The 18,815-nt window shown below is 72.8% G+C and carries 17 protein-coding genes; 6 read left to right on the top strand and 11 right to left on the bottom strand.

Translation table 11 applies throughout. The features are described from left to right. Positions 1-46 precede the first annotated feature (46 nt). On the top strand, positions 47-1,258 hold the full coding sequence (locus ACWDX6_RS24400; protein WP_451487019.1) for a globin domain-containing protein: 1,212 nt from the start codon (positions 47-49) through the stop codon (positions 1,256-1,258). Positions 1,259-1,368: 110 nt separating this feature from the next. On the opposite strand, the gene ACWDX6_RS24395 is transcribed toward ACWDX6_RS24400, so the two are convergent. The 4 genes from ACWDX6_RS24395 to ACWDX6_RS24380 form a co-directional block, all read right to left on the bottom strand. Beyond that, a complete protein-coding gene (locus tag ACWDX6_RS24395; protein ID WP_451487018.1) occupies positions 1,369-2,337 on the bottom strand; it encodes a nucleoside triphosphate pyrophosphohydrolase in 969 nt (322 codons plus the stop codon). 44 nt (positions 2,338-2,381) lie between these two features. After that, on the bottom strand, positions 2,382-3,026 hold the full coding sequence (locus ACWDX6_RS24390) for a SurA N-terminal domain-containing protein (RefSeq protein ID WP_451487017.1): 645 nt from the start codon (positions 3,024-3,026) through the stop codon (positions 2,382-2,384). Between the two features lie 81 nt (positions 3,027-3,107). Continuing rightward, positions 3,108-3,524, bottom strand: a complete 417-nt coding sequence (locus ACWDX6_RS24385) for a GtrA family protein (RefSeq protein WP_451487016.1) — start codon at positions 3,522-3,524, stop codon at positions 3,108-3,110. 10 nt (positions 3,525-3,534) lie between these two features. Next, positions 3,535-4,497, bottom strand: coding sequence for a glycosyltransferase family 2 protein (locus ACWDX6_RS24380; protein WP_451487015.1), 963 nt, complete (start codon positions 4,495-4,497; stop codon positions 3,535-3,537). Positions 4,498-4,622: 125 nt separating this feature from the next. On the opposite strand from ACWDX6_RS24380, the gene ACWDX6_RS24375 reads away from it, so the two are divergent. Next, positions 4,623-7,046 carry a YfhO family protein gene (locus tag ACWDX6_RS24375; protein ID WP_451487014.1) on the top strand — a complete coding sequence of 808 codons (2,424 nt, stop codon included), beginning with the start codon at positions 4,623-4,625 and terminating at the stop codon, positions 7,044-7,046. On the opposite strand, the gene ACWDX6_RS24370 is transcribed toward ACWDX6_RS24375, so the two are convergent. The 5 genes from ACWDX6_RS24370 to ACWDX6_RS24350 form a co-directional block, all read right to left on the bottom strand. Continuing rightward, on the bottom strand, positions 7,036-7,443 hold the full coding sequence (locus ACWDX6_RS24370) for an LppU/SCO3897 family protein (RefSeq protein WP_451487013.1): 408 nt from the start codon (positions 7,441-7,443) through the stop codon (positions 7,036-7,038). The two genes, ACWDX6_RS24375 and ACWDX6_RS24370, sit on opposite strands and share 11 nt — an antisense overlap. A gap of 172 nt (positions 7,444-7,615) precedes the next feature. After that, entirely contained in the window at positions 7,616-8,887 is a 1,272-nt protein-coding gene (locus ACWDX6_RS24365) for a phospholipase D-like domain-containing protein (protein ID WP_451487049.1), read from the bottom strand. 59 nt (positions 8,888-8,946) lie between these two features. Further along, on the bottom strand, positions 8,947-10,464 hold the full coding sequence (locus tag ACWDX6_RS24360) for a protein kinase domain-containing protein (RefSeq protein WP_451487012.1): 1,518 nt from the start codon (positions 10,462-10,464) through the stop codon (positions 8,947-8,949). Continuing rightward, positions 10,461-11,057, bottom strand: coding sequence for a hypothetical protein (locus tag ACWDX6_RS24355; protein WP_451487011.1), 597 nt, complete (start codon positions 11,055-11,057; stop codon positions 10,461-10,463). The genes ACWDX6_RS24360 and ACWDX6_RS24355 overlap by 4 nt, the downstream gene beginning before the upstream one ends. A gap of 118 nt (positions 11,058-11,175) precedes the next feature. Continuing rightward, entirely contained in the window at positions 11,176-13,314 is a 2,139-nt protein-coding gene (locus ACWDX6_RS24350; protein ID WP_451487010.1) for an N-6 DNA methylase, read from the bottom strand. Between the two features lie 185 nt (positions 13,315-13,499). Here ACWDX6_RS24350 and ACWDX6_RS24345 point away from each other — a divergent pair, with 185 nt between their 5' ends. Then, complete coding sequence (locus tag ACWDX6_RS24345) at positions 13,500-14,321, top strand: DUF4352 domain-containing protein (protein ID WP_451487009.1); 822 nt, start codon at positions 13,500-13,502, stop codon at positions 14,319-14,321. Positions 14,322-14,520: 199 nt separating this feature from the next. After that, complete coding sequence (locus ACWDX6_RS24340) at positions 14,521-15,279, top strand: hypothetical protein (protein WP_451487008.1); 759 nt, start codon at positions 14,521-14,523, stop codon at positions 15,277-15,279. A gap of 107 nt (positions 15,280-15,386) precedes the next feature. Here the strand turns inward: ACWDX6_RS24340 and ACWDX6_RS24335 are convergent, their stop codons facing one another. Then, positions 15,387-16,133: an N-acetyltransferase gene (locus ACWDX6_RS24335; protein WP_451487007.1), complete on the bottom strand. Its 747-nt coding sequence runs from the start codon at positions 16,131-16,133 to the stop codon at positions 15,387-15,389. A gap of 43 nt (positions 16,134-16,176) precedes the next feature. Continuing rightward, positions 16,177-16,878: an HNH endonuclease family protein gene (locus ACWDX6_RS24330; protein WP_451487006.1), complete on the bottom strand. Its 702-nt coding sequence runs from the start codon at positions 16,876-16,878 to the stop codon at positions 16,177-16,179. 119 nt (positions 16,879-16,997) lie between these two features. Here ACWDX6_RS24330 and ACWDX6_RS24325 point away from each other — a divergent pair, with 119 nt between their 5' ends. Both ACWDX6_RS24325 and ACWDX6_RS24320 read left to right on the top strand, forming a co-directional pair. Further along, entirely contained in the window at positions 16,998-17,198 is a 201-nt protein-coding gene (locus ACWDX6_RS24325; RefSeq protein WP_451487005.1) for an antitoxin, read from the top strand. Between the two features lie 255 nt (positions 17,199-17,453). Further along, a complete protein-coding gene (locus ACWDX6_RS24320) occupies positions 17,454-18,779 on the top strand; it encodes an SGNH/GDSL hydrolase family protein (RefSeq protein ID WP_451487004.1) in 1,326 nt (441 codons plus the stop codon). Positions 18,780-18,815 lie beyond the last annotated feature (36 nt).

Below are 18,815 nucleotides of genomic sequence, written 5' to 3'. Positions count from 1 at the left end.
TGTCCGTCCGCGTCCCCGGCGTGGAGATCCGGGATTAGATGCTCCCGTGGACGCTCAGTTGCTCAGAAGCACGTTCGCCGTCGTCGAGAGACGGGCGGAGCATGCCGTCACCTTCTTCTACTCCCATCTGTTCTGGCACAACCCGGGCATCCGCGAGCTGTTCCCCGAGGACCTGCGGCCCCAGCGCGACCGGCTCTTCGCGGCGCTCACCCATGTGGTGAACCGCCTGGAGGACCCCGGGCTCCCCGGCTATCTCGCGCACCTGGGGCGCGATCACCGCAAGTTCCTCGCCGCGCCCGTGTTCTACACGGCCGTCGGGACCAGCCTGGTCGCCGCGTTCGCGCACGCCGCCGGGGCCGCGTGGAGCGTCGAGGCCGAGAAGGCGTGGACCGAGGCGTACGGGCGGATCGCCGATCTGATGATGCGCGGGGCCGAGGAGGCGGCCGGGCGGGGCGAGCCGCCCTGGTGGGACGCCGACGTCGTCGCGCACGCGCGCCGCGGGGAGGACCTGGCGGTGCTGACCCTGCGGCCGCGGCAGCCGTTCCCGTACCGGGCGGGGCAGTACACCGGCGTCAGCTCGCTGCGGGTCCCCCGGGTCTGGCGGACGTACTCGCTCGCCAACGCGCCCCGCGCGGACGGGACGGTGGACCTTCACATCAGCCGGGTATCGCGCGGCGTGATGAGCACGGCGCTCGTCGCCCGGACCCGCGCGGGCGAGACGCTGCGGCTCAGCGCCCCGGGCGGTGCGCTGACCGCGCGGACCGAGCCCGGCGCCCCGCGGACCTATGTCGCCGCCGGCACCGGCTGGGCGCCGGTGAAGGCGCTCCTGGAAGAGGTGGCGTCACGGGAGGACGGCACCGAGGCGCGGCTCTTCGTGGTCGCGCGGGCGAAGGAGTACCTGTACGGGCGGGAGGACGCCGAGCGCCTGAGGGAACGGATACCCGGGCTGCACGTCACCTACATCGCCTCCGCGCCCGGCCGCCCCCGCGACCAGGCCACCGAGCGGCTGGTCCACGCCCTGCACACGTGCGGGAACTGGCCCCGGCACGACGTCTACCTCGCCGGGCCGCCCGGCTTCCTCCACGAGGTCACGCCCGTCGTGGAGCACCTGGGCGCCGACCCGGCGCGGATCTTCCACGACCGCCTCCCGGCGGTGGACCGGCTCCACCCCCGCCCGGCCACCCGGGCGGAATGGCTCATCGAACCGCCGGCCCTCCTCTGGCACGACCCGGAGGCCCGGGACCCACGCGGGCGGTGAGCGACGGGAGGCCGGGGCGGGCGCCGGCGCGCAGCCGGACGGCCCCGGGGGCCGGGAGCCGAGGCGCACGACGGGTGCCCAGCCGGACGGCCCGGGGCCGGGCCCGCGCGCTACAGGCCCTCCGCCGCGCGGATCGTGTCGCGGTAGGCGCGGGCGGCGGCCCGCAGCGCGGCCTCCGGGTCGACGCCGTCCGCCTCCGCCTGGGCGGCGAGGGCGAGCAGGGCGTAGCCGACGCCCTCACCGGACGGCGGCTTCACGTCCAGACCGGCGGTGCGGACCCGGCCCGCCAGCTTCGCGGCGAGCGCCAGACCCGGCTGGCCGAGCGGGACCCCGTCCGTCACCGAGTCGCGCTGCTTCTCGATCGCCTTGGTGCGGTGCCAGTGCGCCTTGACATCCTCGGGCGTCTCGGCGGTCGCGTCGCCGAAGACGTGCGGATGGCGGTGGATCAGCTTCTCGACGATCGTCCCGGCGACGTCGTCGATCGAGAAGGGCTCCTCCTCGTGCTCCTCGGCGATCCGGGCGTGGAAGACGACCTGGAGCAGTACATCCCCCAGCTCCTCGCGCAGCTCGTCGCGGTCGCCGTCCTCGATCGCCTCGACGAGTTCGTACGCCTCCTCGATGCCGTACTTGGCGAGCCCCTTGTGCGTCTGCCGCGAGGACCACGGGCATGCGCGGCGGATGCGGTCCATGACCTGTACGAGGTCGAGGAGGCGGGCGCCGGGCAGGTCGTACGAGCCGGGCAGCAGTTCCAGGTCGGGCATGGGGACCCGGCCGGAGCCGGCCAGCCGGGCGAGGCCGTCCGTCAGGGCCTGGTCGCCCTCGCCGGACGGCAGGACGACGACGGTCCGTCCTCCGGCGCAGGCGTCGACGAGGTCCCGCGCGTCGGGACGGACCTGCTCGACGGTGATCCCGGCGTCCCGCAGATAGGGCAGCTGGGGGTGGTGCTCGTCGGCGCACACCACCCGGTCGGCGGCGTGCAGCGTCTGCCAGGCGGGCCAGGACAGCAGTCCGGGGGCCACGCGGTGGCTGGCGGTCAGCAGGACGACACGACCGGTCTCGACGGGTGCTTCAGCGTTCACCCTTCGACCTTACGCGGGGCCGCGAGCGGACCGGACGAGAGGCCCTACGCGCCCGCCTCCGGCGCCTGCGGGTCCCGGCTGATCTGCCGCAGCCAGGGCGCGGTGTAGGTGCCGAGCTGGATCTTGTCGTGGTCCCAGGCGCCGAAGCGCGGGTTCACGTCGATGTCGAGCGCCTTGGAGGCGGCGGTGAAGACCTCGGTGAGCTTCTTCTGGCCCTCGGGGGTGTTGGCGATGCCGAGCTTGGCGGCGATCTTGTTCATCAGGACGGTGCGGCGGACGACCCCGTCGATCTGGTCGGGAGCGACGCCCTGCTGCTGGAGCAGCATCCCGGCGAGCTGCGCCTCGCCGCCGCTCTGCTTGGCGAATTCGCCCCGGGCCTTCTGGATCTCGCCGCGTCCCACGGTGATCCCGTGATCGGCGGCGACCCGCTCCACGACCCGGTCGAAGATCATCACGTTGAGCTTCTCGCGGCTGAGGTCACCGGTGGCCTTGATCAGCTCCGCGGCGTGCGGCGAACTCTGCTGGGCGGTCCGCACGTCCCGCACCTGCGCCTGGAGGTTGGACACCTCGATCCGCTCACCACCGACGACGGCGGCGGCCCCCGGGTGGGCGTCGCTGCCGCAGGCAGCGAGCAGCGGGGCCACGGCGAGAAGCGCGGCGGAGACGGAGAGCGCAGTGCGGCGGTGCAAAGGAGCCTCCCGGCGTGGGTCGTGCGTACGTAGAACGACCTTGCGGTGATCGATGTTAGGCAGTCGGCGTGGTCTGGGCCACTACTTCGAAGCGACTGTTTCGGACAACGACTCCCGCGTTCGGGTGGTGTCGGGTCGCAACATGATCGTCCGGGAGACCAGGAAGGTCACCGGGACCGCCGCGGCGGCCGCCAGGAGAGGGGCGTAGCGGGTGTCGAGGCCCGCGATGCCGACCATGAGGTAGATGCCGACCGTGGTGATCACGAAGTTCGCCGCGTTGGTGAGCGGGAAGAGCAGGAACTTCCGCCACGTGGGGCGGGTGCGGTACGTGAAGTACGAGGTCAGGAAGAACGAGCCGACCATGGAGAGCAGGAAGGCTGCGACGTGCGCGGCCAGGTACGGCATCGCCCGCATGAAGAGCAGGTACAGGCCGTAGTACGTGGCCGTGTTCACGACCCCGACCAGCGCGAAGCGCACCACCTGCCAGGTCACCGTCATCGGGTCACCGTCATCGCCGTACGAGCTCCTCCGGGCGCCGCTGCCGGGCGGGCGCCCCCGCGTTCGTCGCCTTCACCAGGAAGTGCGGGCGCCGCTTCACCTCGTAGTAGATCCGGCCGACGTACTCCCCCACCAGTCCGAGCATCACCATCTGGACGCCGGCGAGCGCCGTGACCGTGACGAGCAGGGTGACGTATCCGGGGGTGTCCACGCCGTTCACCAGTGCGACACCGACGATCCAGGCCGCGTACGCCAGCGCCACCGAGACCAGAATCATTCCCAGATAGACGGCGGCCCGCAGCGGCTTGTTGTTGAAGGAGAGAAGGCCGTCGAGGCCGTAGTTGAGGAGCTTCCCGAAGGTCCATTTCGAGCGGCCCTCCTCGCGCACCGCATTCTCGTACTCGAATGTGGTGGTGCGGAATCCGACCCAGGCGAAGAGACCCTTCGAGAAACGGTTGTACTCGGTGAGTTCGAGTATCGAATCGACCGTACGGCGGGAAAGCAGCCGGAAATCGCCGACCCCGTCCACCAGCTCGACGTCCACCAGCCGGTTGATCGCCCAGTAGTAGGCGCGCGCCGTGACCGTACGGGTCACCCGGTCACCGGTCCGGGTCCGGCGGGCGATGACCTGGTCGTATCCCTCCGCGTGCAGCGCCACCATGCGGTGCACGAGCTCCGGCGGATGCTGGAGATCGGCGTCCATGATGACCACGGCGTCCCCCCGGGCATGCTGGAGCCCGGCCAGCATCGCCGCCTCCTTGCCGAAGTTCCGGCTGAAGGAGACATAGCGGGCGCGGGGGTCGGAGGCGGCGATCTCCTCAAGCAGCGGGAGCGTACGGTCGTGACTTCCGTCGTCCACATAGACCAGCTCGAATTCACCGTCGAAGCGGGCGAGTTCGGTGATCACATGGTCGTGGAAGCGGCCGATGATCTCCTCTTCGTTGAAGCACGGAACCACAATCGAGAGCAGCACGGTGGAAACGACAACGGAGCCGGATGGCGGCGGCGGATTCGCGACGTGACCGCGAGGCGACCATTGCATGAACTGGCCGCGGTCGGGCACGATTTCGCCTCTCGCACTGGCATATTCGAACCACCATGGACATCCGGACAGCGCGCGCGGCGGGACTCGCCTCGCTCCTCACCGTGCTCGCCGTGTGCGCCGGGGACGCCGTCGCCCGCGCCTTCCCCTTCGGCCCGCGCCGGCGCGGCGTCAACGACCTGGCCAACCAGTTCGTCCCGTACCACGCCCGGCTCTGGGACCTGCTGCACGGACGCGCCGACGGCGGATTGCAGCTCAACTGGGGCTCCGGCTGGGGCACCGGCTTCCTGCCCGACCTCGGCACCTATCTGACCAGCCCGTTCGCCCCGCTGGTCGCGCTGTTCCCGCGCCAGGACATCGAGTACGCCGTCTACGCCGTCACCGTCCTGAAGATGGCGGTGGCGGCCGCCGTGATGGCCGGCGTGCTGCTGCGCACACGTCCGGGCGGATGGTGGGCGGCCGGGCTGCTCGGCGCCTCGTACGGCCTGTGCGGCTGGGCCGTCACCGAGGCCACGTACAACCCGATGTGGCTCGACGGGCTGATCGCCTTCCCGCTGCTGTGCCTGGTGGGCGAGTGGGTGCGGGAGGGACGGCGGCCGCTCCTGGGGCCGCTCGTCGTCGCCGTGTGCTGGGCCGCGAACTTCTACACGGCGTACATGGCCACCCTGGCGGCCGCCCTGGTGCTGCTGGTCCGGCTGGCGGAGACGGACTCCTTCGGGGTACGGGCGGTGGGGCGGGCGGTCAGGACGACCGGCCTCGGCGTCGGGCTCGCCGCACCCCTCCTCGTACCCGTCCTCCTCGGTTCCCGGCACGCCTACCCGGGCCTCACCAGGGAGTTCGCCCCCGCGGACTGGCCGGACCTCCTCGCCCGGCTGTTCCCGGTCACGTACAGCTACTCCACCCCGGCGATGTTCGTCTTCACCGCCGTGCCGCTGCTCGCCGGATCGCTGCTCCTGCGCCGGGACGTGCCGCGGCGGGCACGGTGGCTGTGGGCCGGCCTGGTGGCGACGGTCGCGGTGTCGACGCAGTGGGCGCCGACGCATCTCGTCTGGCATGTCTTCGCCACGCCCAACGGCAGTCCGTACCGGCAGACGTTCGTCCTCACGGGGGTCCTCGTCCTCGCCGCCTGGACCGGTCTCGCGCGGGGCCTGCCGGACCGGCGGGCGCTGCTCGGCGGTGCGGGCGTGATGGTGCCGATCGCCGCGGCGGCCCTGGTCAGTCCGCTGGTGAACGGCTGGGCGCTGCTGCTGTTCGGGGCGGGGTGCGCGGCGGTCGTGGGGGCGCTGCTGCTGCCCCGGCGCGGGCGGTACGCGCTCCTGGCGGCGGTGCTCCTGTCGGGGGCGCTGGTCGGACAGGCGGCGGCGACGACCGCGTACGCGGACCGGAAGCGGCTCTCCCACCTCGACGACTACCCGGCGTACGGCGCCGCGCACGAGCGCCGGGCCGCGGCCCTGGCGAAGGCCGACGGCTGGCCCGCGTACCGGACGGACTCGGGGCTGCCCAGGGTCGCGGGGAACGATCCGCTGCTCCTCGGCGGGCAGGGCGGCGCGTACTACAGCAGCCACACCCCGGCGGTGCTGACGCGGACCATGGCGGCGCTGGGCGGCGGCTGGACCTCGCGGGGGCGGAATCTGCCGAGCCTGGACAATCCGGTGACGGACGCGCTGTTCGGTGTGGGCGCGCGATGGCGGGACGGCCGGGTGGTCCGGGCGGAGACGGTGCTCCCCCTGGTGACGGTGCGACCGGAGGGCGCCGCGCCGCCGGCGTACGGGTCCTCCCCTTTCCGCAACCAGGAGCTGCTGCTGGGGGCCCGCGTGTACGAGCTGCCGAGGTCCGGGGGCTGCCCCGTCGGCAGCGAGGTCTTCCTCTGGGCCCCGGACTTCACGGGCACGGCCCGCCTCGGGGAGCGTGCGGTGGAGCTGCTGGGCGGGCAGCCGAGGAGACGGGCGGCGATGGTCTCCCTGGGCCCGCAGCGGGCGGAGGGCGGGCGCCCTGTCCTGACGGGCCGAGGCCCCCGGGGCGAGGTCGGCTGCCTGGACCGGTCCCGGCTGGCGACGGCGGTGACCGCCCTCCGCGCCACCGCTCCGACCGCCATACGGGTCACGGACACCGGCATCCGGGCCGAACTCGCCCCAGGCACGCGGGGAACGGTCGTGGTGGCGGCCCCCCGGATCGCCGGCTGGCGCTGCGAGGGCCGCCCGGCGGAGTCGTACGGCGGTCTGCTGGCGGTCCGTACGGACGGCGGCACATCGGTGCACTGCGCCTTCCGGACTCCGGGCCTGCGGGCGGGACTCGCCGTGGGGATCGCGGCGTCACTCGCCCTGCTGTGGGCGCACGTGCGACGACGGCGGGGGCGGGGCGGCCGTCGGGGGCGTACGCCACGGGTCCCGGCGGTCACCGACACTTCCGGTCACCGGCACGCCGAAGGGGCCGGACCCGGGCGGGTCCGGCCCCTTCGTGCGGGTGGCGTCAGTTCTTGACGGGCTCCAGGCAGAGGACGAACTTCTCGTAGTCCCACTCCTGCGCGAGCGCGGTCACACCGCCGCACTTGTTCACGTCGAAGGTGCCCTTGTGGACCTTGGTGACCTTGTAGAGGTCGGGTGCCTTGTCGGTGCACGCCTTGGTCTCGACCTTGGGGTCGTTGTCCGGGCCCGTCACGGTGATGCAGTCGCCGGCCTCGGCGTGCGTGGGGAGGTCGCCGCTGATGGCCGCGTAACCGAACTTCACGCCGAGGGCGACCACGATCGCCACGACGACGCCCAGGATCTTCTTGCCCAGGCCGCCCTTCTTCTTCGCGGGCGCGACGGGCTCGGCGGGTACGACCGGCTCGGCGGGCGCGAGCGGCTGGTCGGGGGTCTGCTGGGGCGGCGTGGTCATGAAGGATTCCTTGGGGACGTGTACATGATCGAACGCGAACGCTACATCCCGCGGAACACACAAAACGGACCCAACCGATCCGCTTCGGAATCAGATACGGAGTCGTGATTCTGCCGACCCGTCAGCCCGCGTCCCCTTCTCGCGCCCTGCCCGGCCCTACGCGCGCGTCCGCCTACGTACCCTCCGCGACGGCCGCCGCCCGCTGAGCCTCGAAGTTCCGTGCGTACGCGTCGAAGACGGCCGCGTCCTCGTACTTCAGCATCGCCTCGTCGTTCACCTTGAGCGCCGTGACCGTGTACGTGTGGCTGCCCGTGAAGACGATCTTCTTGTTCGCGCCACCGAGGTACGTGCCCTCGATCAGCAGGTACTTCGTGTGCGTCCCCGTGCCGCCGCGCTCGTCGTTGTGGAGCTGGTGCAGGGTGATGCGGCCCTTGGCGGTCGGCCTGGCGAGCCAGTCCGCCACGCGCAGGGGGAACTTCTGCGTGTCGACCGGCCAGTTGTCGAGCTTGCGGTAGACGATCTCGACGTGGCAGCCGGCGTCCGCGAGCATCCACAGCTGCTCGGCCACCTCGGGGCGGGTGATGTGGCCCTGCGCGATCCGGATCCTCGTCCGGCCGTCGGAGGTGCCGACGCCCGGGGCGTTGCCGTGGCAGGCGGCCGCCGTGCCGACCGGCTGGGCCACCGTCCTGAGGACGTCGACGACCACGTCGGTGGTGGAGCGCGGGAAGAAGTAGACCTTGGCCTGGCCGGCCTGCGTGGTCTGCGGGTAGTCGTCGACCTGCGGCCTCTCCCCGGCAGCGGCCCCGGCCTGGTCCGCGAAGTACGCCGTGTACGCGTCGAAGAGCTCCTTGTTGCCCGCCACCGTCATCGCGTCGTTCCACAGCTTCGTGCGGTCCTGCTCGATGAGGTTGCCGGAGGACTGCACCACCACGTTGTCCACGGGGACGGTGCCGTTGCCCTTGGTACGGGAGAACAGGAAGTACTTGTTGTGGTTGACGTTGGCGTACCAGCCGTCCGGGTCCGTCGACGTGGTGCCCGGGTCCTTGGCGAGGCAGGCCTCCTCCGCCTTGCAGATCCGGACCCAGGAACCCCCGCTCAGCCCGTTCCTGAGGTTTCCGACGGCCGGATAGCCGGCGGTGTCGTGGTCCAGGACGACCTGGACGGTGACCCCGCGCGCGTGGGCGGCGAGCAGCCGATCGGTCAGCCACTGCGAGCCGTAGAGGTACAGGGACATCCGGATGGACGACCCGGGCTCGGCTCCGTCGACGAGCCGTCCCAGGTGGCTGAGGATCCGCCCTTCGGCGGTCACGTCGCCCGACGGGTCGTTGAACACGGGGCCGGTGGTGACGGCCACGACCGGCTCGGCGCTCGCCGCCGGTGTGGCCGCCAGCAGCCCGCCCAGCGCGAGGGAGGCGGCCAGGGTCTTGAAGCTTCTTCTCCGCATGGTCACTTGCCCATCATCGCCCGGGCTTCGATCTTGGTGTGGTGACACGGGTCACACCCTCAGCCCAGGGGTCCCATCTGCTGCTGCCGCGCCAGCGCTCGCCGGAGGTCCGTCGGGAGGGCGTGGTACGGGCCGTAGACGCGCTCGGTGTCGTAGAGCAGGGCCCGCAGGTGCTGGTGGGCCGCCGTGTGGTCGCCCGTCGCCAGCAGCAGGTTGCCGATCCGCCTGCGGATGTCGAAGGCGCGGGCCGGGTCCGTGCCGTTGTCGACGTACGGCAGCAGGGTGCGGTACTCCGCCAGCGCCTCCGCCGTCTCGCCGAGCTGCTCCAGGCACTGGGCCGCGTCGTAGCGGAACTCCAGGGTCTGCGGATCGCCCGGTCCCGCCTCCGCCGTACGGTCCGCGGCGAGACGGCGCAGCTCCGGCAGGGCCCGGCGGTACTGGCCGTCGTCCATCAGGGTCGTCGCGTACTGCTTGCGCAGGATGCGGACGACGGGCGAGTGCTCGCCGTGCTCGGCCGCGGCGGCGGGCAGGATGCCGCCGAGGATGTCGACGGCCTGGGTGATCGAGCCCTCGCCGAGCAGGCGCTTGACCTCGTCGACGGCGGCGGCCACGTCCGGGCGGGAGACGGGCGGCGGGACGGGCGGCGCGAGCGGTGGCGGCGGTGCGGAGGCCCGGTCGGGCCAGGGGGCGTGCGGGCGCAGGAAGGGCCGGGTCGGATCGAGCGGCCCCGCGGGGGCACCGCGCGCGGGCAGCAGCGGGAGCAGCGCCTCGTACACCTCGTGCGCGCCGGACGGCCGGTGCTGGGGGTCCTTGGCGAGCAGCCGCAGGACGAGCGCCTCCAGCGCCTCCGGCACCTCGGGCCGCAGCCGGCGGACCGGCACCGGCGGCTCGTACAGATGGCGGTGCAGCACGCCGAGCGCCGTGGATCCGGCGAAGGGCACGTTCCCGCTGAGGAGTTCATGGAGCAGGACGCCGAGCGCGTACAGGTCGGTGTACGGGCCGACGGCGCCGCCCATGGCCTGCTCGGGCGCCATGTAGGCGGGGCTGCCGATCGGTGAACCGGTGTGGGTGAGGCGGGTGGTGTCGGTGTCCAGGACGGAGGCGACGCCGAGGTCGAGGACGGTGACGCTGCCGTCGGGGCGCACCATCACATTGCGCGGCTTGAGGTCGCGGTGGACGATCGGCACCGCGTGCACGGCGGCGAGCACCGCGCACAGCTGGGCGGCGACGGAGACCGCCCAGGGCCAGGGGTAGGGGTCGTGCTCGGCGAGATGGTCGGCGAGGTCCGCGCCTTCGACGTACTGCATGACGAGGTAGAGGTCGTCGCCGTCGCCGCCGGCGTCATGGACGGTGACCAGGCCGGGGTGGTCGACCTGGGCGGTGACCCGGCACTCGCGGACGAAGCGGCGCCGCATCTCTTCGGCGGCGGTGGCGGCGGCCATGTGGTCGGGGCGCAGGAGCTTGACGGCGACGCGACGGTCGAGCCGTCCGTCGTACGCCGTCCAGACCTGGCCCATGCCGCCTTGGCCGATCATCGCGGACAGTTCGTAACGACCGGCGATGACGCGTCCGTTCACTTCCCCTCGTCCTTGCGGAGGAGGTGGCTGAGCTCGTCCAGCTCGGCGCGGACCTGGTCGATCCGGGGGCCGGCCCGAGGCGGAACCTCCGGCGGGGGCGGGGTCTGGGGCTGGGGCTGGAGCCGCGGCTGCGGAAGGCTCTGCGGCTGGGGCTGGGGCTGGGCGGTTGCCGGGGGGTAGGCGGGCGGGTAGGCGTGACCGGCCTGGTGCCGCGGGACCGTCGTCGCGTACGGCGGGTGGCCCGCCCCACCCGACGGGCCGAGGCGCACCTTGTCGTGCCGGATGTCGGCGACGAGGAAGTACGCCGTGAACGCGATGGCGTTGAGGATGATCAGGCCCACGGCGATGTCCGCCTGCGTCGTCTCGACGTTCTCGGGCAGCAGGACCCCGCCGGTGATCATGACGGCCACCGAGACACCGCAGAGGACCCAGTCCAGCGCGCGGCGGGTCACGACGGCCAGCCGGAGCATCGTCGCCCAGGTCAGGAACCCGATGCTGAGCAGCGGCAGCACGGTGAAGAGGACGCGGAGCACGACGACGGACGCCGGAAGGGCGCGCGGAGGTGGCGGGGGCACATGGCCGGGGCCGTACATTCTGCTCCTGCTCGAAAGGGTCGGTGGCGGGGACGAGCGTATACACCGACACGGACAGCGGCCTCCGGGTTGTACGGAACCGTTGCCGAACCGAGCACCGGCGGTGCCGCGGCCGCCGTCAGGGGGCCACCGTCCCGTCCGCGAGACCGTCGTACAGGCCCTGGACCAGCTGCTCCCCGAGCCGGCCCGCCAGGCGCAGGGCCTCCTCGAACTCGGCGAGTCTCCGGAACCGTTCGCCGTACCGCTGCTGCTCGGCGAGGGGCAGGCGCGGGAGTTGCAGGCGCCGGACGTCGAGCCGGGTGGCCGTGGAGGCGTAGCTGCTGGCCTGGCGGTTGTTGGCGGTGCCGCGCAGGAATCCGGCCAGGAACCAGGGGTCGAGGGCGGCCGGGTCGGGGCGCAGGAGCTGGAGATTGCGGCCGAGGGCGGCTCCGGCGGTGGCGGCGTCGACGACCCGGGCGACGGAGCCGCCGCCGAGGACGGGGACGACGACGTCACCGGCGCGGAGGAGGACGGGCTCCTCGGGGGCGCCTTCGGGGAGGGTGCCGGACGGGGGCTGGGCGGCGAGGACGTCGTGCTCGGTGAGCAACCGGACGGGCCGGGCCGGGCTGTCGGGGCCCGTACCGGCCGGGTCCGTGGCGTTCGCTCCCGCACCGGCCGCCGACAGGCCGGCGGTGGCGGTGGCGCCGGCGAGCGTGCCCGCGCCGCCCGCGCGCAGTTCCAGGGCGCCGGTGCGGGCGAGTTCGCCGACGGTGACGCCGGTGAGACGGGCGGCGGCGGCCGGATCGGCGGAGGAGGGCGGCGGGGCGAGGGCGACGGTGCGGCCGAGAGTCTCGGCGAGGCGGTCGCGGACCCGCGCCAGGTCCGCCGCGCCGCCGCCGGCGGCCGGGGACGGCAGATGGCGGGCCGGAGCCAGGTCGACGTCGTCGTCGAGGAGTTCGATGACGGGCACGGACCGGCTCGCGCCGGGGGCCGGCCCGACGGTGCCGTCCTCGGCGAACGGCAGCCAGGCGTCGAGGACGGCGGTGTGCACGGCCTGCCAGTCGAGCCTGTCGCGGCCGCCGGTCTGCTCGGCGGCGAGGGACGTGGTGTCGACGAGGAGGAGTTCCTGGGAGGCGCCGACACCGGCGGCCGGCTTGCGCAGCACCCAGAGGTGGAGCGGGATGCCGTACGGCGGTGCGGCGCCGGCCGGCAGCGCGACGACGGCCCGCAGGGCGCCCCTGCGGAGCAGGTCGGCGCGGATGCGGCGGCCGGAGCGACGCGAGGCGACGGCGGGCGGCATGAGCAGGACGGCCGTGCCGCCGGGGCGCAGACGGGCCAGGGCGTGCTGCACCCAGGCGAGTTCGGACTCCGTGCGGGCCGGGAAGCCGTACTCCCAGCGCGGGTCGTAGGCCAGTTCGTCGTGGCCCCAGTTGCGTTCGTTGAAGGGCGGGTGGCACAGCACGACGTCCGCCGCGAGGTGCGGGAAGGCGTCGGCGCGCAGGCTGTCGCCGGTCCGTACGTGGATGTCGGCGTCGCAGGCCAGGGCCAGGCGCAGGGCGGTGAGGGCCGCCAGGTCGGGGTCGGCGTCCTGGCCGTGGAGGGCGGCGGGGTGCTCGACGGCGCGCAGCAGGGTGCCGGTGCCCGAGGCGGGGTCGAGGACGGTGGGACGGCCCTCGGTGCCCGTGGCGGCGAGCGCGGCCATGAGGGCGGCGGGGCCGGGCGGGGTCAGCGTGTACTGGCGGGGGTTGGCGTCGAGATGCCGGCCGAGGAGGAACTCGAAGGTCTGGCGGGCGCCGGTCTCGGCGGCGAGGTCGGCGGTCGCGCGCACGAGCGGGAGGGAGGGCGCGAGTTCGGCGGCGGTGGGGGTGCGTACCGCTCGTTCGAAGCCGAACCGCTCGGTGAGCGCCTCCTCCAGGGCGACCGCCAGCGTCCCGGGGAGCCGCTCGTCCGGGACGGCGGCCAGCACCGGCCACGCCGCGGACCGGTCGCGTACGAGCAGCAGGACGGCGCCCGCGTGGGCGAGGGCGGTGACGGCACCGGCCGGGTGGCCCGCGATCCGCTGCCAGACCCGCTCGCGCAGGGGGACCTCGGCGAGCTTGCCCTGGGCGCGCAGCCACTCCTCGACGTCGGCGAGGGCGAAGGAGGGGCTGGTCTCCGTGCCGCCCACGGGCCGGGGGAAGTCGGGGTGGCGGCGCCGCCAGTTGCTCACGGCGGCCCGGCCCACCCCGGCCAGCCGGGCGATCCCCGCGGCGGTCACCTCTGTCGCGCTGTCCGGCACCTGACCGACTCCCCTCGTCCCCCGCTGCTGCCGCTGTGGCCCCGATAGTACCGACGAACTCGGGGCAGGCCACTTCACAACGTGAGCTCCATCAAGCACGGTGAATCATGTTGACTCGGTTCACAGACTCTGCTGTTATTGATCCATCGCTCCAGCCCATTCGACCGGTCCGGGAGGACACAGCCATGTCCCATGACGCCTCGCCCTTCCAGCCCGCACCGCCCACCCCGCCGATCGCACCGGTCATGACGGCGTTCCGCAACGGGCTCGGCACCGCGGCCCTGGTCCTCGGCATCATCGGCGCGGTCTCCGGACTCGTCCCCTTCCTCTTCTGGCTGGCGGGCGTCCTCGGCCTGCTCGCCCTGGTCCTGGGTCTGGTCGGCAAGGGCCGGGTGAAGCGCGGCGAGGCGAACAACAAGGGCGCGGCGCTCACGGGCGCCGTCCTGGGGCTCGCGGCCCTCGTCCTCTCGGTGGTCGGCGCGGTGATCACGTACACGGCGGTCAGCGAGGCGGTCGACGAGATCGACAAGGCCGTGGGGGACGCCGCGCCGAAGAACCCGTCGTCGGGGCGGTCCGGCGCGGCGGAGGGCGGCGGCAAGGCCACTGACCCGGTCAAGGGCCTCGCAGCCGGAAAGACCTCGCTCTACGACGACGGGATCAAGGTCACGGTCTCGGAGGCGAAGGCGTACTCCCCGGGCGAGGACGCGGCCGGACACACCAAGGGCAACAAGGCGTACCAGGTCACCGTGGTGATCGAGAACGGCGGCAAGGAGAAGTTCGACGCCACCCTGGCGACGCTGGACGCCCGCGCCGGCAAGGACGGGGTCTCGGCCGAGCAGATCTACGACGAGAAGGTCGGCACCGGCTTCAGCGGCACGATCCTGCCGGGCAAGAAGGCCACGGTCGTCTTCGCCTTCGACGCCCCGGCCGACGCCAGGAGCCTCTCGGTCGACGTGTCCCCGGGCCTCGGGCACAACGCCTCCCAGTGGGAGCTGAAGATCGGCTGACCCCAGGCAGCCCCACGGCAGCAGCCGTCCCACGTCGGCAGGACCGGGCCGTACCCGTCACACCCCGGCAGGACCCAGCACACCCGTCAACACCCGTCAGCACCATCAGCATCCGTCAGCACCTGACAGAGCACTCGTCACACCCGCACCATCCGGCGCCACCCGTGCCGCTCGGATCCCCACCCCCGGAGTACCACTCATGTCTGTCACCGCCCACCGCCCCCGGATCCGCCGCACCGCGCTCGCCGCCGCGTTCTGTGCCGCCGTAGCGCTCGGTGCCGCCGCCTGCGGGCCCTTCTCCGACGACCCGAAGGCCGCCGGCCCCTTCGGGGAGCTGTCCGGACCCCAGATCGCCGACAAGGCGATCGCCGCGACGAAGACCGCCGACTCCCTCACGCTCGACCTGGCGCTCAAGACGACCGACGGGCCGATCAAGGCGTATCTGGCACTCGACACCCAGGGGAAGTGCGCCGGGACCCTGACCGTCGGGACGACGGGCACGGCGGAGCTGATCAAGCCGGACGCCAAGGTCGTCTACCTGCGCTTCGACGAGGCGTTCCTGCGCGAGGAGGCGAAGGGCGAGTCGGCCGAGACGCGGGAGGCGATGCTCAAGGAGCTCAAGGGCCGCTGGGTGAAGACGCCGGTGACGGACCCGGAGGCGAAGGACAGCCTCGAACTCTGCGATCTGAAGGCGCTCCTGCGCGACTTCGAGCAAGGGCTCGACCTCTCCGTGAAGGGCGAGGAGACCACCGTCGGCGGCAAGAAGGCGCTGATGCTCACCCAGGCGTTCGACAAGGAGAAGACGACGCTCTACGTCGCCACGGAGGGTGAACCGCGGATCCTGAAGATCGTGACGGCGGGCGGCGAGGAGCCGGGGACGATCACCTTCGCCGACTACGACAAGCCGGTCGTGGCCAAGGCCCCGCCGGCCAAGGACGTCCTCGACGAGCAGAACTAGTCGAGGGGGCGGGGGCTCGTCCGGGGGGGGGAGCCCCACGGGGGGTGTGAAGGACGCCGGAGGAGGCGACCTTCACACCCCGGCCGCCGTTCACACCTCGCCGCTGTTCACAGCCGGTGGCGCACCCAGACGTTCGGTTCGACGTACACGGCGTAGCCGCGCGCGGTGTCGCAGTGGACGGGGACCAGCGCGCCCTCGACCTCGACCGGGCCGTCGGTGTCGAACGGCAGCCCGGTCCACTTGCGCCAGTCCTCCAGGGCGGCGGCGAGCGTCATCGAGACCGGGGCGACGCCCTCCACCGTGCCGCCCGCGCGGACGTGGACGCGCAGCCAGGGGTCGTGGGGCAGACCGTCCGCCTCGCGCGTACGGAAGGCGTACTCGCTCATCGGCGCGCCGGCCTCCAGGTGCTTGGCGTTGGGGCGCACCGGGGCGACGAGGTCGGTGAAGCCGAGCCGCTTGGCGTTGTCCCGCAGGGCGGTCAGCATCATGGCCGAGATGCCGCGGCCCATCACGCGGCTGTCGACGGTGACCTCGATGGCGCTGACGGTGTCGGGGATCCGTCCGTGCCGCTTGTCGGAGAAGGCCCAGAGGAGCATCTGGTCCCAGCCGGTGGCGGGCAGTTCGCCGCGGCCCTCGGCGCGGAGCTGGAAGGGCACGCTGAAGGCGCGCGCGACGACCTTCCCCTCGGCGTCGGTGGCGAAGAGGACGTACTCCGGCAGCTCGGCGACGATCCGGCCGATGTTGGCCCAGCCGATCGGGTCGTGGAGCATGAACTCCGGCCACACGTCGAGCATCCGCCACATCGGCCCCTGGAGTTCGGGGCGTTCGGCGAGGGTGGTTATCTTCAGCTCCATCCGCGCAGGCTAACCACCGTCCCGGCACCCCCCAACCGGTTTTCTACGGAAGCTTCTGCTGGGGGCAGCCGGCGAGGACGCGCTTCATCGCGTCCCGCTCGCCACGGGTGACCCACACGCCGTACTTCTTCTTCACGGCGACCTGCCCGGCCACATACGTGCAGCGGTACGCCTTGTTCTGCGGCAGCCAGGTCGCGGCGTCGCCGTCGGACTTGCGGCGGTTGGCGCCGGCGTCGACGGCGAGGAGATTGAGCGGATCGTTGGCGAAGCGGCGCCGCTTGTCCGCGTCCCACTGCTGCGCGCCCTTCTGCCAGGCGTCGGAGAGGGCCACGAGATGGTCTATGTCGACTCTGCTGCGGCCTCGTACGAAGTCGACGCGGCGGCCGGTGTACGGGTCGTCGGCGAGGACCCCGGAGACGACTTTGCAGCGGCCGTCCTTGAAGCGGACGTCGGCGAGGTCGCGCTTGAGGATGTCGTCGCGGGTGCCGCAGCCGTTGCCGTCGACGTCGGCCCAGGCGTTGCCGAACTTCTCCCGGTCGTAACCGGTCCTGGGGGCGCGGCCCTTGACGGTGAGGGTGTCCACGGCGGCGAGCGCGGAGCCCCGGCCGACGGGGGCGCCGCCGGTGCCGTCCTCCGTTGCCGTGTCCGTACAGCCGGAGACGAGGAGGACGGCGGCGAGGGCACCGAGAGGGAGGGGCGCGCGGGGGGCGCGGCGGGCGGCGAGGTGGTGGCGGTAGCGGGGCACGCCGGGATCCTAGTCAGGCCGTCTCGTGGTCCAGACCATCAGGCCGTTCGGCGCGCGGATCCGGCGGGGGGCGCGTAGCGTCGAATGCGCTGTATGTCCCCTTTCCGAAGGAGTGACCCATGGGGATCATGGACAAGCTCAAGGGAATGATGAGCCAGCATCCGGAGAAGACCGGGAAGGCGTCCGACGCCGCCGAGAAGCAGATCAACGACAGGACGGGCGGCAAGTACACGGACCAGGTCGACCAGGGCCAGCGGCAGGTCGAGGACCGGCTGGGCATGACGGACAGGGAGCGGCGGGACCAGCAGCCGCCGACCTGATCCCACGGATCCCCACGGACGGTGGACCCCGGCCGCGGAGCGCCCACGCGCCCTCCGCGGCCGGGGCCGCGCCGCCCACCCGCCCGCCGGGCCTTGCCTGAAGCCCCATTAAGCCCCCTGAAGTCCCCTGATAGTCCCCCCGAGAGTCCCAAACCCCCAGGGAATAACCGGAGTCGAGCTCCACTTGAAGGTGTGGCGCGCGCAGGACCTCAAGATCGAGATCGGCATCCGGAAACCTTCGACGGGCGGGACTCCATGACCTTCACGCACCCTCTCCGACGCACGGGCGTCGCACTCCTCGCGACCGCCACCCTGAGCGCCCTGCCGGCCGCCGGGACGGCCGGCGCCACCAGCGCGACGGATACGGCAGGAGCGACCAGCGCGACGGGCAAGGCGGGCACGGCAGGCAACCCCGCGTCCAAGGCGACTGCCTGGCGCGGCGGTTGGGGCGCCTCACCGCAGCAGCCGACGGCTCCCTTCGGCCCGAACTGGTCCCGGGACGGCTTCTCCGACCACACCGTCCGACAGGTCGTCCGCGTCAGCACCGGCGGCACCAAGGCCCGTATCGAGCTCTCCACCCGGTACGGAAAGACCCCCCTGCGCATCACCGGAGCCACCGTCGCCCTGACCGGCGAGGGCGCCTCGGTGAAGGCCGGTTCGGTGCGGCCGCTCTCCTTCGGCAAGAGCCGCTCCCTGACCGTGCCCGCCGGCGCCACCACGTACAGCGACGGTGTGCCGTTCACGGTCAGGGCGCTGGAATCGGTGACCGTCACGCTCTACCTCGCCGACCCCACCGGGCCCGCCACCTTCCACCACGTCGCCGCCGCCACCAGCTACCGCGCGGACGGCGACCACCGCGCCGACCGGGACGGTACGGCGTTCAAGGAGACCAGCACGTCCTGGTACTACCTCACCGGCGTCGAGGTGTCCGGCGGCCGGCCCACGCACCGGGACGGCGTCGTGACCTTCGGCGACTCCATCACCGACGGCGTCGGCTCCGGCCTCGACGCGAACAACCGCTACCCCGACGAGCTGGCCGAGCGGTTCGCCGCCGCCGGGAAGCCGCGCTCCGTCCTCAACCACGGCATCGCCGGCAACCAGGTCCGCAACGACACGGTCTGGGCGGGCGAGAAGGGCATCGAGCGGTTCCGGAAGGACGTCCTGACCGAGCCGAACGTCCGCACGGTCGTCCTCCTCGAAGGCATCAACGACTTCGGCGGCAGCCGCCCGAACGACATCGCCGCCCCGACGCCCGAGGTCTCCGTCGAGCGGCTCATCGAGGGGCACCGCGAGCTGATCCGGCAGGCCCACGCCCAGGGCATCCGGGTGGTCGGCACGACCCTGACGCCGGTCAAGGGCTCCGTCTACGACGACCCCGCCGTCGAGGCCAAGCGGGACGCCTTCAACGACTGGGTCCGCACCTCGGGGGCGTACGACGCCGTCATCGACTTCGACCGCGTCGTCGCCGACCCGGCCGACCCGGACCGCATGCTCCCCGCGTACGACTCGGGCGACCATCTGCACCCCGGAGACGCCGGGTACCGCGCGATGGCCGGAGCGCTCGACCTCGGCCGGCTCTGATCACCCCGCCGGCCGTGCCCGCACAGCGGGCACGGC

This window comes from Streptomyces sp. NPDC003027, assembly GCF_053591435.1.
Note: the sequence above shows the minus strand (reverse complement) of the source record. Positions and strands in the feature narration are given on the sequence as shown.

Coding starts and splice junctions, on each gene's coding strand:
- ACWDX6_RS24385 (WP_451487016.1), bottom strand. CDS start 3,524: ATGACGGTGACCTGGCAGGTGGTGCGCTTCGCGCTGGTCGGGGTCGTG.
- ACWDX6_RS24375 (WP_451487014.1), top strand. CDS start 4,623: ATGGACATCCGGACAGCGCGCGCGGCGGGACTCGCCTCGCTCCTCACC.
- ACWDX6_RS24370 (WP_451487013.1), bottom strand. CDS start 7,443: ATGACCACGCCGCCCCAGCAGACCCCCGACCAGCCGCTCGCGCCCGCC.
- ACWDX6_RS24365 (WP_451487049.1), bottom strand. CDS start 8,887: ATGCGGAGAAGAAGCTTCAAGACCCTGGCCGCCTCCCTCGCGCTGGGC.
- ACWDX6_RS24355 (WP_451487011.1), bottom strand. CDS start 11,057: ATGTACGGCCCCGGCCATGTGCCCCCGCCACCTCCGCGCGCCCTTCCG.
- ACWDX6_RS24345 (WP_451487009.1), top strand. CDS start 13,500: ATGTCCCATGACGCCTCGCCCTTCCAGCCCGCACCGCCCACCCCGCCG.
- ACWDX6_RS24340 (WP_451487008.1), top strand. CDS start 14,521: ATGTCTGTCACCGCCCACCGCCCCCGGATCCGCCGCACCGCGCTCGCC.
- ACWDX6_RS24335 (WP_451487007.1), bottom strand. CDS start 16,133: ATGGAGCTGAAGATAACCACCCTCGCCGAACGCCCCGAACTCCAGGGG.
- ACWDX6_RS24325 (WP_451487005.1), top strand. CDS start 16,998: ATGGGGATCATGGACAAGCTCAAGGGAATGATGAGCCAGCATCCGGAG.
- ACWDX6_RS24320 (WP_451487004.1), top strand. CDS start 17,454: ATGACCTTCACGCACCCTCTCCGACGCACGGGCGTCGCACTCCTCGCG.